At 54.1% G+C, this 14,193-nt stretch carries 9 protein-coding genes; all 9 read right to left on the bottom strand.

The genetic code is table 11. The features are described from left to right. Positions 1–22: 22 nt before the first annotated feature. Positions 23–1,351 (bottom strand): 16S rRNA (cytosine(967)-C(5))-methyltransferase RsmB, encoded by a 1,329-nt coding sequence (gene rsmB, locus ACI3EW_RS07810; protein WP_243022307.1) that lies wholly within the window; start codon positions 1,349–1,351, stop codon positions 23–25. Beyond that, the gene (locus ACI3EW_RS07805) at positions 1,341–2,066 is read right to left on the bottom strand and encodes a zinc metallopeptidase (protein WP_118298099.1); all 726 of its coding nucleotides are present in this window, start codon (positions 2,064–2,066) and stop codon (positions 1,341–1,343) included. Before ACI3EW_RS07805 ends, rsmB begins: the two co-directional genes overlap by 11 nt. A gap of 96 nt (positions 2,067–2,162) precedes the next feature. Next, entirely contained in the window at positions 2,163–3,089 is a 927-nt protein-coding gene (fmt, locus tag ACI3EW_RS07800) for a methionyl-tRNA formyltransferase (protein WP_118298098.1), read from the bottom strand. Between the two features lies 1 nt (position 3,090). Then, positions 3,091–3,567 (bottom strand): peptide deformylase, encoded by a 477-nt coding sequence (gene def, locus ACI3EW_RS07795; RefSeq protein WP_118298097.1) that lies wholly within the window; start codon positions 3,565–3,567, stop codon positions 3,091–3,093. Between the two features lie 75 nt (positions 3,568–3,642). Continuing rightward, positions 3,643–5,862, bottom strand: a complete 2,220-nt coding sequence (priA, locus tag ACI3EW_RS07790; RefSeq protein WP_118532048.1) for a replication restart helicase PriA — start codon at positions 5,860–5,862, stop codon at positions 3,643–3,645. 45 nt (positions 5,863–5,907) lie between these two features. Beyond that, positions 5,908–7,296 (bottom strand): UDP-N-acetylmuramoyl-tripeptide--D-alanyl-D-alanine ligase, encoded by a 1,389-nt coding sequence (locus tag ACI3EW_RS07785; protein ID WP_405581581.1) that lies wholly within the window; start codon positions 7,294–7,296, stop codon positions 5,908–5,910. Next, positions 7,296–8,795, bottom strand: a complete 1,500-nt coding sequence (locus ACI3EW_RS07780; RefSeq protein ID WP_485663351.1) for a UDP-N-acetylmuramoyl-L-alanyl-D-glutamate--2,6-diaminopimelate ligase — start codon at positions 8,793–8,795, stop codon at positions 7,296–7,298. Before ACI3EW_RS07780 ends, ACI3EW_RS07785 begins: the two co-directional genes overlap by 1 nt. A 69-nt stretch (positions 8,796–8,864) precedes the next feature. Next, on the bottom strand, positions 8,865–10,535 hold the full coding sequence (locus ACI3EW_RS07775) for a formate--tetrahydrofolate ligase (RefSeq protein ID WP_118298094.1): 1,671 nt from the start codon (positions 10,533–10,535) through the stop codon (positions 8,865–8,867). Positions 10,536–10,631: 96 nt separating this feature from the next. Beyond that, on the bottom strand, positions 10,632–14,165 hold the full coding sequence (locus tag ACI3EW_RS07770; protein WP_485663350.1) for a DNA translocase FtsK: 3,534 nt from the start codon (positions 14,163–14,165) through the stop codon (positions 10,632–10,634). Positions 14,166–14,193 lie beyond the last annotated feature (28 nt).

Genomic DNA, 14,193 nt, shown 5'->3' with positions numbered 1-14,193 from the left:
ACTGTCCGGTATATCTGCACAGTTATTTTCTTCTGAATGCCGAGATAAAGAATCCGTCGCACGGATGGACTCCCGGTAAAAGCTGGATCCTGTTCTCCTCGCAGGAAGCTTTTAACGCCTCCGGCAGAAGGTCACGGATCTCTTTTTTCTCAAACGGCAGATTTTTTTCAATCCAGTCCGCGTTCTCTGCATTCTCTTCTTTTGTGATCGTGCAGGTGCTGTAAACAAGCGTTCCGCCCGGTTTCACATACTGGGACACCACAGAGAGGATCTCCCTCTGAAGTCCAGCCAGTTTCACGATCTCATCTTTCGTCATCCGCTCCTTGATATCCGGCTTTTTGCCGATGATTCCGAGCCCGGAGCACGGAAGATCCGCGAGGACAACATCTGCCTGTCCGATCATGGACGGATCCAGGAACGTCGCATCCCAGACCATTGTCCGGATATTGGGAAATCCGCAGCGCATGATATTTTCCTCGATGAGGTCCGTCTTTCTCTCACTCACATCCCGCGCTTCCACCATTCCGGTCCCCCTCAGGAGATCTGCCGCGTGCATGGCCTTTCCTCCGGGGGCGCTGCACACGTCAAGGACAAAGTCTCCCGGCTTGATGGATGCCATCCGGGCTGCCAGAGAGGAGCTCGGATCCTGGACCGTGATCTTTCCCTCCGCGAACGCGGCGACTCGGTCTAAGTAGTCAAATCCGCGGATCGAAGCGATCCCAGGGAATACATCTGACAGATCCACCGTGATATTCTGGGCTCTCAGTTCTTCGACGGTCTCCGCCGCAGGGGCAATACTCTCGTTAAACCGCACCGTGAGCGGACGTTCCTCCAGGAACGATGCCGCGATCGTCTCCGCGGTCTCTTTTCCAAACATCTCCTCCCACATGGACAGCATCCACTGCGGGATCGAATACCGGATGGATGCATCCTTCCAGGACAGATTTTCTTTTTCTCTTGAGACGGTCCTCAGCACACCGTTTACAAAGCCGGAAAGTCCCTGGAATTTTCTCTTTTTTGCAAGCTTTACCGCCTCATTGCAGACAGCGGAATCCGGGACACGTTCCATATAGAGGATCTGGTAGACCGACATCCGGAGGATCTCGCGGATCACCGGTTTCATCTTCGCAGTCTTTACCTTTGAGAAGCGGTCAATCACCGCATCGATCTGGATCCTGTATTCCAGCGTTCCCTCCACGCATCTTGTGATAAATGCGCGGTCCTGGCGTTCCAGAAACAGGTACTTTTCCAGCGCCTGTTTTAAGACGAGGTGGCTTAAATTGTGGTTTTCAAGGACTTCCAGGAGGACGTCAAGGACGACCTCCCGGATATTTGTCGTATTAGTTGTCACGTCTGTTTCTTCCTCCAAAGAGAATAATGAGACGAAGAAGCTGCAGGATCGAGGTCGCCGCCGCTGCCACGTAAGTGAGGGCTGCCGCATTCAGAACTTTTCTCGTTCCGCTTACTTCCTCGCCCGCAAGGATCCCCTGGGAATCCAGGAGTCTCACTGCTCTGGCGGACGCATTGTACTCCACCGGAAGCGTCACGAGCTGGAACAGCACCGCAAGGGAGAACATCAGGATCCCGATCTCAACGAGCGGGGAGCCAAGTCCGCCGAACACAAGTCCTAAAAGGATCAGCGGCCAGGAAAGTTTAGAGCCGAAGTTTGCCGCCGGGACCAGAGCGCTCCGGAAGCGCAGCGGAGCGTATCCTTCATTGTCCTGCATCGCGTGTCCGCACTCGTGGGCAGCGACACCGATCGCTGCGACGGAAGTTGCCCCGTATACGGACTGGGACAGATTTACGGTCTTCGTCCGCGGATCATAGTGGTCCGTCAGCTCTCCTGCGATCGGCTGGACCGTCACATCATAGATTCCCTGGGCATTCAGAAGGCGTCTCGCCGCCTCAGCACCCGTCATCCCGGTCATGCTGCGGACTCTCGAGTATCTGGAGAACGTGGAATTCACACGTCCCTGCGCCCAGAGTGAGAGGGCAACTCCGATCAGTACAAGGATGATCGTCGGGTCAAACCCGTATCCATAACCGTAACCATACATTCCGTACATAAACATCTCTCCTTTCGATGTCGTTTCTGCCGTTCCCGTGTTGACTTCACAGTCACTTTTCTGCCTGAGCGCTGCAGTGTGATCCTGCCACAGGCCTTATTCGCAGAAACTTCCGTCTTCCATCTGGAAGCCGCGCAGGAAGGAAGCCGTATCCATCCGCTTCTTTCCCTCAAGCTGAAGCTCTTTTACATCAAGGACGCCGTCACCGGTCTCCACAAAGAGCTGATTTTTTGTCACATGGATCTTTCCCGGAGTCCTCTCGCCCGGAAGGTCAGCCACATCCGCTGCCCAGATCTTCATGGTTTTTCCTGCGTAGGAAGTATAGGCACTCGGCCACGGATTCAAGCCGCGGACAAGGCGTTCGATGGACGCCGCATCCTTTGTCCAGTCGATATGTCCCATCTCTTTCGTGAGCATCTTCGCATAGGAAGTCTCCGATTCTCCCTGGGGAGTTCTCGTGATCGTTCCGTCCTCGAGTCCTTTTAACGTCGATAAGATCATTGATCCGCCAAGGGCAGAGAGCTTGTCAAACAGGCTTCCGCCCGTCTCTTTTTCATCGAGCGGGATCGCTTTCTGCTCGAGCATATCTCCGGTGTCGAGTCCCACATCCATCATCATCGTGGTCACACCGCTCTCCTTCTCGCCGTCGATGACTGCCCACTGGATCGGGGCAGCTCCGCGGTATTTCGGGAGCAGGGACGCATGAACATTCACACAGCCGTATTTCGGCAGATCCAGGATCACTTTCGGCAGGATCTGTCCGAAGGCAACAACGACGATCGCGTCCGGTGCCATCACTTTTAAGAGATCCACAAATTCCGGATCCCGCACTTTCACCGGCTGGTATACCGGGATCTGATACTCGATCGCTTTTTCCTTTACAGGCGTCATAAGAACGGATTTTCCGCGTCCTTTCGGTTTATCCGGCTGCGTCACCGCAGCGATCACTTCATGTCCGCCCTCCACAAGAGCGGTCAGCGTCGGAACTGCGAAGTCCGGCGTTCCCATAAATACGATACGCATATTATTCCTCTTCCTCTCCGACTGTGTCCTGAAGTTCGCCCTCTACAAGGTCCACATAAAGTTTTCCGTCCAGGTGGTCGCACTCATGGAGAATGCATCTGGCAAGAAGTCCGTCCGCCTCGATCTCGTATTCCTCCATATTTTCATTGAGCGCTTTTGCCTTTACATGCTCCGCGCGGGTCACCTGTCCGCATTTTCCCGGAACGCTTAAGCAGCCTTCCTGTCCTGTCTGGCTGCCGCTCGTCTCAAGGATCTCCGGATTGATCAGTACATACTGGTTTCCGTCATCCACATCGATGACCACGATGCGCTTGCGAACACCTACCTGCGGAGCCGCAAGACCGCAGCCGTTGCTCTCGTACATTGTCTCAAACATATCCTCAATGAGTTCGATCGTTCTCTCATTCATTTCTTTTACCGGTTTGCACGGTTTTGTAAGGATCTCATCTCCGATGGTTCTAATCTGTCTGATTGCCATTTTATCTTATTTCCTCTCATATTTATGATACCGGGGCCAGAAAGGCTCCCGCATTGTTTTTGCCGAAACATGATGTCACGTCAGATCGTACTGCACAAACACATTCCGGAAGAGATCCGGGATGGTCTCCCGTTTCCGGGCAGAATTTCTGATTTTTAATAGTATATCATAACTTTCATGTTTCATATATAAAATTTTTCTGTAATTATCATTAAGTTTATACGGGGAATCCTCCACAGGGCCGATGACTTTCAGCCCGTCCAGAGCGTATTCCCGCAGGATAACGCGTTTTAAGTCCTCCGACGCCCGGACAACATCTGCCTCCCTCTTTGAAGAAAGACCGATCGTCAGGAGTCCCACGAGCGGCGGATATCCCATCATCTTCCGGTAGAGAAGTTCCTGCCGGTAGAACTGCAGATAATCCTGTTCGGCTGCCGAGGAGACCGCATAGTGGTCAGGCGCGTAGGTCTGGATCACCACATCCCCCGAAAGATCCCCGCGGCCCGCACGGCCTGACGCCTGGGTCAGGAGTTCAAAGGTCCGCTCCGCGCTCTTAAAATCAGGCGCATAGAGGGAGAGGTCCGCCGCCATGACACCCACAAGCGTCACATTTTCGAAATCGTGTCCCTTTACGATCATCTGGGTCCCGATCAGGATGTCCGCGCCCCCCTCCGCGAAGGTGGCGAGGATCTCCTCATGAGCCCCTTTTTTTGCAGTCGTGTCCGCGTCCATCCGAAGCACGCGGGCAGTCGGGAACTCCCGCTTTGTGAACTCTTCCAGCTTCTGAGTCCCGGTCCCGAACGGCGCGATAAACGGGGATCCGCAGGACGGGCATCGATCCGGGAGCGGGCGCTCAAATCCGCAGTAGTGACACTTTAACCGGCCATTTCTGTGGTAGGTAAGACTCACGTCACAGTGCGGACATTTCATCGCTTTTCCGCAGGAACGGCAGGACACAAAGCCCGCATATCCTCGCCGGTTCATGAACAGCATCACCTGCTGTTTTTTCTCCAGCCGGTCTTCGATCAGTTTCTTTAACTTCCGGCTGAAGATCGAGCGGTTTCCCTCTGCGAGTTCTTCCCTGAGATCCACGATGTGGACTCCCGCCAGTCGGCTGTTCTCCTTCGCTCTCTTTGTGAGTGTCAGAAGCCGGTACTCCCCCCGTTCCGCCCGGTAGTAGCTCTCCACGGACGGAGTCGCAGATCCGAGAACAAGGACCGCCCCGCTCATATCTGCCCGGACGCGCGCCACCTCTCTCGCATCGTACCTCGGCGCCGTCTCACTCTTATATGCGCCTTCATGTTCCTCATCGATGATGATGAGGCCGAGATCCGGGAACGGTGTAAAAAGAGCGGAACGAGGACCGATCATGATGTCGATCTCCCCGTTTGCCGCCCGTTCCGACTGTTCATAGCGCTCACCGGCCGAAAGCCTGGAATTCATGATCCCGACCCGGTTTCCGAATCTCCGGTAAAAGCGCATCACGGTCTGGTAAGTCAGGGAGATCTCCGGGATCAGAACGATCGCCTGTCTGCCCTCCCGCAGGACATGATCGATGAGTTCCATATAGACTTCCGTCTTTCCGCTTCCCGTGATCCCGTAGAGCAGATAGGTATTTCTCAGTCCGGAATCATAGTCCCGGATCACAGTCTCTGCCGCCCGTCTCTGTTCCTCATTCAGGGAAATATTCCGCGCGGATGAAAAGCTTCCCAGGTGTCCCGGTTCCTTCGGCGCCGCTTTTAATTCGACGATCTCTTTTTCCACCAGCGGTTTTAATGTAGCGGATGTGACGCCGAGTTTCTCCGATGTGAGCTTTAACGGCAGTTCATCGTTTTCCAGGAGCGCCCGGTAAAGCCGGACTCTTGCCCGGAATTTCTTCTTTTCCGCTTCTATGAGCAGCGTCTCGATCTCCTCCCGGGGTTTTAAGGAGACGATCACCCGCTCCTCCCTGGGCGTCACTTTCACCTTCACGGGGAGGACCGTCTTTAACGCCTGGTTCATCGTGGTCGCATAGCGGTCCTTCATCCAGAACGCCAGACAGATCATCTGGGTACGAATCGGGACCGCACCTTCCTCCACCGACATGATCTCTTTCATCTTTTCCGGGTCGTAGTCCGTCTCCGTCGAGAGCCCGACGACGATGCCCTTCCGCACCGTGTCACCCTTTCCGAACGGGACATTTACCTGTACCCCCGGTTTTACAGCTTCTCTCAGATGGGCCGGGATCCGGTACTGGAAGATCCGGTCCACATTTTTTACAGAAAGATCAATGATAATGTCCGCGTACTGTTCCAATCCGGGTCCCTCCTTTCTTTGAGAAGCTTTATAGCAGTTTTTTTGTTACTTCTCTGCCAGTTCCGCAAATTTGTCCGCGACAGCGGAAAGTCCCATGGAGTTGGATCCTTTAAAGAGGATGCAGTCTCCGTCTTTTACTTCCTGCTCCAGATACTTCACCATCTCGTCGCGGTCTAAAAACTCCACGACCGGGATCTCCTTCACCGCACGGACGCCTTCCGCAAGACATTTGCCCGCCTCTCCGAGTGTCACAACGAGATCCACCCCGGAATTTGCCGCGTATTCACCGACCTCCCTGTGGTAGGCCAGATAATTTTCTCCGAGCTCCTTCATATCCGCAAGGACAGCGATGTGGCGCTTTCCGGTGAGTCCCTTAAATACATCGAGCGCCGCTTTCATGGATGCCGGGCTTGCATTATAGGAATCGTCCATCACCGTGAAGCGTCCGTCCGCATAGACCTGCTGGCGGTGTTTGAAGCCGTGGAACGTTAAAAGTCCCTCCGCTGCCTCCGCCATCGTCATGCCGCGCTCACAGCAGACCGCGATGGCCGCCATGGCATTCATCACATTGTGCATGCCCATGACATTCAGGCGGATCTTCTGTGTCTTTCCGCCGTGGAGCGCCGTAAATTCAGCTTTTCCGTCCGTGAGGACGAGATCCACCGCGCGGTAATCACAGTTTTCACCGGTTCCGTAGTAGACGGTCTTCACGCCGTCCTTTCCTTTTGTCTTCTGCAGCATATCGTCATCGCCGTTTAAGACGAGAACGCCGCCGTCGGAAAGTCCGTCCTGGATCGTCATCTTTTCTTTATAGATATTCTCGCGCGATCCAAGCTGCTCGATGTGGGTGATCCCGATATTTGTGATCACTGCGATATCCGGCTTTGCGATCTGCGCGATCACGGTGAGCTCGCCCGGCTCGCTCATTCCAAGCTCCAGGACACCGACTTCATCCGCCTTTGTGATCTCGGACACAGTGATCGGGACGCCGACCTGGCTGTTGCTGTTTCCCGGAGTCTTGTATACATGGTAACGGGCAGAGAGGGCCGCTGCGATCATCTCTCTCGTTGTAGTCTTTCCGACACTTCCTGTAACGCCGACAATCGGCAATGTCAGGCGCTTTCTGAGATAACGTCCCACTGCCTGGAGCGCTTTCTTCGTGTCATCCACAGCGATCCATGCGCAGGAAGTCTTTTCCATCTCCTCTGTCTTCGCGTTCTGCTCACTTGTGAGGACAGCGCCGGCGCCGTTTTCAGCCACCTGCGGTAAAAAACGGTGCGCATCGACCTTCTCACCGATGATCGGCACAAAGAGGTCTCCTGCCTCCACCTGTCTGGAATCCAGACGGATCTTATTTAACAGGGCATCGCTGTTTCCGGAGAGCAGCACGCCCCCGGTGGCACGAACGATATCCTGAACACTTACGTTCTCCATTACTTTCCAATCTCCTTTACTGCCTCTTCCACAACTTCCCGGTCAAGGAAATGGTGCTTTACTCCCTCGATCTCCTGGTAGTCTTCATGGCCTTTTCCGATGATCGCGATCATGTCGCCTTCCTCAGCGTTGTGGATCGCGTAAAAGATCGCTTCCCGTCTGTCCGGGATCACGATATACTTTCCGTCCGTCTTTGCAAGACCAACTTCGATATCTTTGATAATGTCCTCATTCTTCTCAAACCGCGGGTTGTCGGCTGTGATGATGCAGAGATCCGCCATCTTTCCGCCGATCTCGCCCATGGAATATCTGCGGTCCCTCGCACGGTTTCCGCCGCAGCCGAAGACGCAGACGAGACGCTTCGGATGATAATCCCGGAGTGTCGAGAGCAGGCTTTCCATGCTGACCGCATTGTGCGCGTAATCGACGATCACGCTGCACGTTTTTGACACATAGGCGATCTCCATGCGGCCGTCCACGCGGACATTTTCAAGGGAAGTAAGGACTGCTTTCTGCGTTTTTTCATCCAGGTTTCCGCTTCCGCCGGAGAGCGCAAGAGAGCACACTGCGAGAGCCGCAAGAGCGTTGTCCGCATTGAATTTTCCCGGCATTCCCACACGGACTCTGCCGTTGAGCGGTCCGTGGACGGAGAATTCGATCCCCACGAAATCATGGTCTGACGCATAGTGAATGTCATCACCTGTAAAATCTGCATTCCCGCCCAGCGCGTATGTCACCAGTCTGCAGGATGCATCACGGGTGATCTCCTCATAGTGGTCGGTCAGACGGTTCACGACACCTGTTTTGCAAACAGTCAGAAGTCTTGATTTATAGAAAAGATATTCCTCGAAGCTCTTATGCTCCTTCGGCCCGATATGGTCCGGGGAAATATTTGTGAACAGGCCGTAATCAAACATGATCCCGCCGACTCTGTGCAGCATCAGTGCCTGGGAGGAAACCTCCATCACGCAGCACTCGCAGCCGGCCTCCACCATCTTGTGGAAATACTCCTGCACCACATAGGATTCCGGAGTCGTATTGGAGGTCGGGAATTTCTCATCCCCGATGACAGCTCCGTTCGTTCCGATAAGCCCGGTCTTCTTTCCGGCGGCTTCCAGGACCGCCTTGATCATGTAGCTCGTCGTGGTCTTTCCCTTTGTCCCGGTGATCCCGATCGTGATCAGCTTCTCCGCCGGATAGCCGAATCTCGCCGCGGAGAGTTCCGCCAGTGCAAGTCTTCCGTTTTCTACCTGGATCACCGTCACATCTGCCGGGACTTCCACTTCTTTTTCTATCACGAGGACCTTGCAGCCCGCCTTTAACACATCCGGGATAAACTCGTGGGAATCCCTGGTGCTGCCCTGAATGCACACGAACACAGAATCCGGTCTCGCCTTTCTTGAATCATAGATCACTTCATCCACGTTCTGATCCAGACTGCCGGAAACCAGAACATATTTCATGCGTTTTAACCAATCTCCAATTACCACTGTCGTCATCCTTTCCCATAACCCGCACAGGCGGGAACAAAAAGCGCCCGCCTGCAAGTTTTCTTTCACTTTTATAATTTAGAACAGTCCTGTGATCTTTCCGTTCTCATCCACGTCGATATTGTCCGCCGCCGGTTTTTTCGGAAGTCCCGGCATTGTCATGATCGCACCTGTGAGCGCAACCACAAAGCCGGCACCCGCGCACACATAGACGTCGCGCACAGTCAGATCAAATCCCTCCGGACGTCCCAGCTTCTTCTGGTCGTCAGATAAGGAATACTGGGTCTTCGCCATGCAGACCGGAAGATCGCCGAATCCCATCTCTGTGATCTTTGCGATTGCCTTTTTCGCCGCCGGGGAATAGCTTACGCTTCCGGCTCCGTAGATCTCCTTCGCGATCGTCTCGATTTTGTCGGAGATTCCCATCTCATCCGGATATAACGGAGCGAAATCGCTCTTCTTTGTCTCCAGAGTATTTAATACCTTCTTTGCGAGCTCGATACCGCCGTCGCCGCCTTTTGCCCATACTTCGGACAGAGCGAACTCACATCCTCTCTCCTCGCAGAAATTCCGGATAAACTCGTACTCCGCCTCGGTGTCTGTGAGGAAGGAGTTCAAGGTAACTACGACCGGAACGTGGTATTTCTGGATATTCTCGATATGTTTCTCCAGGTTTACGATTCCCTTCTTTAACGCGTCAAGGTTCTCCTCGGAGAGCTGGTCCTTCGGAACACCGCCATTATACTTTAATGCGCGCACGGTCGCAACGAGAACGACTGCGTCCGGATGGATGCCGGCCTTGCGGCATTTGATATCGAAGAACTTCTCAGCTCCGAGATCCGCGCCGAATCCTGCCTCCGTGATCGCAACGTCAGCAAGTTTTAATGCGGTTCTTGTTGCCATAACGCTGTTGCATCCGTGGGCGATGTTCGCGAACGGTCCGCCATGTACAAGGGCGCCTGTGTGCTCCAGGGTCTGGACCATATTCGGCTTGATAGCGTCTTTTAAGAGCGCTGCCATGGAGCCGACTGCGTTGAGGTCCTTCGCTGTCACCGGTTCTCCCGCGAAATTATATGCTACGATGATCTTTCCGAGACGTTCCTTTAAGTCCTTCATATCCGTCGCCAGACAGAGGATCGCCATGATCTCGGAGGCAACCGTGATCACAAAGTGGTCTTCACGGACAAAGCCGTCCGCCTTTGCACCGAGGCCGACAACGATGTTTCTGAGCACACGGTCATTCATATCCAGGCATCTCTTCCAGAGGATCTGTCTCGGGTCGATCCCAAGTGCATTTCCCTGCTGGATGTGGTTGTCCAGGAGAGCAGCCAGAAGGTTGTTTGCCGTTGTGATCGCATGGAAATCACCGGTAAAATGAAGGTTTAAGTCCTCCATCGGAACAACCTGGGCATATCCGCCGCCGGCAGCTCCGCCTTTGATCCCAAAGCACGGTCCGAGGGACGGTTCACGGAGGGCAAGCATTGCTTTCTTTCCGCATTTTGCCATCGCCTGGGCAAGTCCGATACTAGTGGTCGTCTTTCCCTCTCCTGCCGGAGTCGGGTTGATCGCTGTCACCAGAACGAGTTTTCCGTCCGGTCTGTCTTTGATCTCCTGCCAGAGCTCATTGGAGATCTTTGCCTTGTACTTTCCATAAAGTTCCAGGTCATCCTCAGTGATTCCATACTGGGATGCAACGGTAGTGATCGGGAGCATCTTTGTCTCCTGTGCAATCTCGATATCGGTCTTCATAATCGGTATCCTCCTTTTGTAGTAGCATAACTTTTCAGTAGATCTGCGCAGTTCGCGTCCGGCAGCCGTCTGATATCCACACAGCTGCCGCAGTTCCTAGTATCCTGCTTCCAGGAATTCTTCGAACTCTTCCATGGACATTAAGATCTTCCTTGGCTTCGTTCCTTCTTCCTCACCTACAACACCGGCCTCGGCAAGCTGATCCATGATCCGGGCAGCGCGGTTAAAGCCGATCTTGAACATTCTCTGCAGCATACCGATCGACGCTTTATCCTTTTCGATAATGAACTTGCCCGCGTCCGTAAAGAGCGCGTCCCGTTCATTCTGTCCGCCCGCTCCTCCTCCGAAGGAGGACTGGCTCAGTTTCTTTTCGATTTCCGTGTTATATCCTGCATCCGTGTTCTGTTCTTTTAAGAACTCGGTTACATTTGATACCTCGCCGTCCGAGACGAAAGCGCCCTGAACACGGAGCGGTTTCGGATAGCCGGACGGGTAAAACAGCATATCGCCGTTTCCTAACAGTTTCTCCGCGCCATTCATATCGAGGATCGTTCTCGAATCCACGCCGGATGCGACAGAAAAGGCAATTCGTGACGGCACGTTCGCCTTGATCACGCCTGTGATGACGTTGACGGACGGACGCTGGGTCGCGATCACAAGATGGATCCCCGCAGCGCGGGCGAGCTGTGCCAGACGGCAGATCGCGTCCTCCACCTCATTGGAAGCGACCATCATAAGATCCGCCAGCTCATCGATAATGATGACGAGCTGCGGCAGTTTCTTCGGGATCTGATCAGCAGGGATATCCCCGCTCTCCGCCAGAGTCTGAACCTTCGCGTTATATCCCTTCAGATCACGGACATTTGAGGCCGCAAATTTGTTGTAGCGGTCCATCATCTCCGCAACTGCCCAGTTGAGCGCGCCGGCCGCCTTTTTCGGGTCGGTCACGACCGGGATCAGAAGATGCGGGATCCCGTTATATACAGAAAGTTCCACCACCTTCGGGTCGATCATGATGAGTTTTACGTCATCCGGTGACGACCGGTAGATGAGGCTCATGATCATTGTATTGATCCCCACGGATTTACCGGAACCTGTCTGTCCTGCGATCAGAAGATGCGGCATCTTCGCGAGATCCGCAACGATGACCTGGCCGCCGATATCCTTTCCGACGGCGAACGCCAGCGTTGACTTATGGTTTTTAAATTCCGGACTTTCCAGAAGATCACGCAGATATACGATGCTGTTGACCTTGTTCGGGACCTCGATCCCGACGGCCGCTTTTCCGGGGATCGGCGCCTCGATACGGATATCCGCCGCCGCGAGATTCAGCTTGATATCGTCCGCTAAAGACAGGATCCTGCTCACCTTCACGCCCTGTTCCGGGTGAAGCTCATACCGGGTGACCGTCGGGCCGCAGCTGATATTCGTCACAGTGACCCCAACGCCGAAGTTCCGGAGTGTCTGCTGAAGTTTGATCGCGGTATCCTTAAATTCCTGCCCCGACTGTCCCGTCACAGGAACACCTTTCTTTAAGAGATCAAGCGGAGGGATCACATACGGTTTCTTCGGTTTTTCCTCCGTCTGTTTGATCTCCTTTAAGACTTCGTTTCCTGCCTCTTCTCTCTCGGCAGCTTCCCGCTTTCTCGCTTCCGCTTTTTTCTTTATGATCTCTTCTGTGTCCGTTTCGATCACCTTGCCGGAAGCGGTCACGACCCTGCGCCTGTCGTCTGCAGATTCGCGGGCTGCCGGACGGTCCGGTGAACGATCTTCCTGGTACGTCGGCTGTTCCATGTCTGACTGTCCGGATGCAGCCGGCGCCGGTTCCACGATCGGATCCGCCGGTCCTGGTCCGGGCTCCGGGATCTCCTGTACTTTTGACGGACTGGTTTCCTCAGCCCATTCGTCCGTTTCGCTGTCGTCATGGAACTCTATCACAGGATCATCGTGCTCCGCACTCTCCGGATGGGCCGCTCTGTAAGCGCGGCTTCCCGGCTCCGCAGCCGCCTGGATCCAGTAATCGTCATTTTCCACATACGGCTCCGTATCGAGAAGTTCATCATCTGTCAGATCCATCACGGACTTTTCTTCTGAAATCCGGGACGTTTTCGGAGTTTCCGCGGTTTCAGATACGGATACAGGTTCGCTTTCAGCAGCGGCAGCGGTCATTTCCCCGCTCTTTGCTCCTGTCTCCGCTTCTATTTTCTGTCCGCCCTCTGCGGATACCGTCTCCGGCATCTCTGAAGGTTCCCGGTTCTCTGCGCTCTCATTCTGCTCCGGAGTCTCTGAGCGGAAGATCTTTGCTTTCCTCTCTGCGTCTCTTCTCATTGCGGCGAGGATCTCACCGTCCTCCCCAGACTCCCCGACAGGGATATCCGGAATGTTGGATAAGACAGACACCTTCGGTTTTCTCTCCCAGGCTTCCGTCTCCCTCTTCTTTTCATCCGGGAAAAGATCCGGATCATCAAAGGCATTCTCCCCATGACGGATAAACACGTCCTCGTCCTCACGGGTTCCGGCCGATGCCGGAGCTTCCGCAAACGGAACTCGTTCTGTATTCTTTGCAGTCTCTTCCGCCGTTCTCTCTTCCCGGGAGACATCCGCCTCCTCAAGAGGACATCCGCCCATCGTGATCTTTCCTTTGAAGATATCGGCCGGATCCGGCTGCATCTGCTTCGCCTCTGATCTTTGACCCTGTTTTTCCTCATGATATGTACCGGAGGCTGCTTGTTTCTCCTCCGTCACGTCCGTCTCAGAAACCGCCTCGGCATCCACAACTCCCATATATCCGCCGGCGATCCCGCCGAAATCCGGATTTTTCGAGAAATCCGTCGCCGCAAGGTTTACACCCTGGACGCGCTGTTCTTCCCGGAGTCTGCGCTTTTCAGCCTGGCGCTCCTCATGGATCTCTTTTCTTCTGCTGTAATCTTCCTTCGCGTACTGGTAGGCTTTTCCGCTTCCGCTCTTCACCGCGGACACGAACGATCTCTCCGTGATGCATACCAGGGAGATGATCATGAACACGATGAGGACCACATAGGCTCCGATCGTTCCGACCGCTGTGTGAAGGATCATGACGAGGACGCCGCCGATCACACCGCCGCCGAGTCCGCTCGCGCCGGCAGACTGGTAGATATCGAGGATCGTCTGCCCTTCCTGGTATCCGCCTCCAAAGATCAGCTGCGCAAGTCCGCAGAGCACGATCAGCAGGACCTCCACCGCGATCATCTTGTAGACCGCGCGGATATTTCCCTTATTTGAGGCGTAAAATAACAGCTCCGCGAAAAGCAGGAGCGGTGCAAGATAGCCGATACAGCCAAATACACCCAGCATGATCTGGCTGAAAAAATTCCCGAGAAATCCGCAGATATGGAAGTTGCTTAAAAATAACAGCACACATACCGCGAATGTTCCGAGGATCACCGCTTCGGATTGTAAAAATCCGGTGTCCTCCTCGTACTCCGGTTCCGGCTCTCTCTTCTTTGCCGTGGATCTTGTCTGATTTTTTGCTGTCTTATTTTTAGACGCCTGTGCGGATCTTCCTGTTGTCTTCGCTGTTGATGATGATCTCGTTCTCGCGGACGTCTGTGATTGTTTTGTCGTTTCTTTTTGTTTCCTGGTTCCAGCCAAGTGCTTTTCCCCCTTTTATTTTACAGGG

Source organism: Pilosibacter rotomagensis (assembly GCF_045062245.2).
In the GTDB taxonomy this organism is placed as follows: domain Bacteria; phylum Bacillota; class Clostridia; order Lachnospirales; family Lachnospiraceae; genus Pilosibacter.
This window is presented reverse-complemented; position numbering and strand designations above follow the sequence as displayed.

Bases quoted from the DNA above. Each gene is read 5' to 3' on its own strand.
- ACI3EW_RS07805 (WP_118298099.1), bottom strand. From the start codon at position 2,066: ATGTACGGAATGTATGGTTACGGTTATGGATACGGGTTTGACCCGACG.
- fmt (WP_118298098.1), bottom strand. From the start codon at position 3,089: ATGCGTATCGTATTTATGGGAACGCCGGACTTCGCAGTTCCGACGCTG.
- def (WP_118298097.1), bottom strand. From the start codon at position 3,567: ATGGCAATCAGACAGATTAGAACCATCGGAGATGAGATCCTTACAAAA.
- ACI3EW_RS07785 (WP_405581581.1), bottom strand. From the start codon at position 7,296: ATGGAGAACGTAAGTGTTCAGGATATCGTTCGTGCCACCGGGGGCGTG.
- ACI3EW_RS07780 (WP_485663351.1), bottom strand. From the start codon at position 8,795: ATGACGACAGTGGTAATTGGAGATTGGTTAAAACGCATGAAATATGTT.
- ACI3EW_RS07775 (WP_118298094.1), bottom strand. From the start codon at position 10,535: ATGAAGACCGATATCGAGATTGCACAGGAGACAAAGATGCTCCCGATC.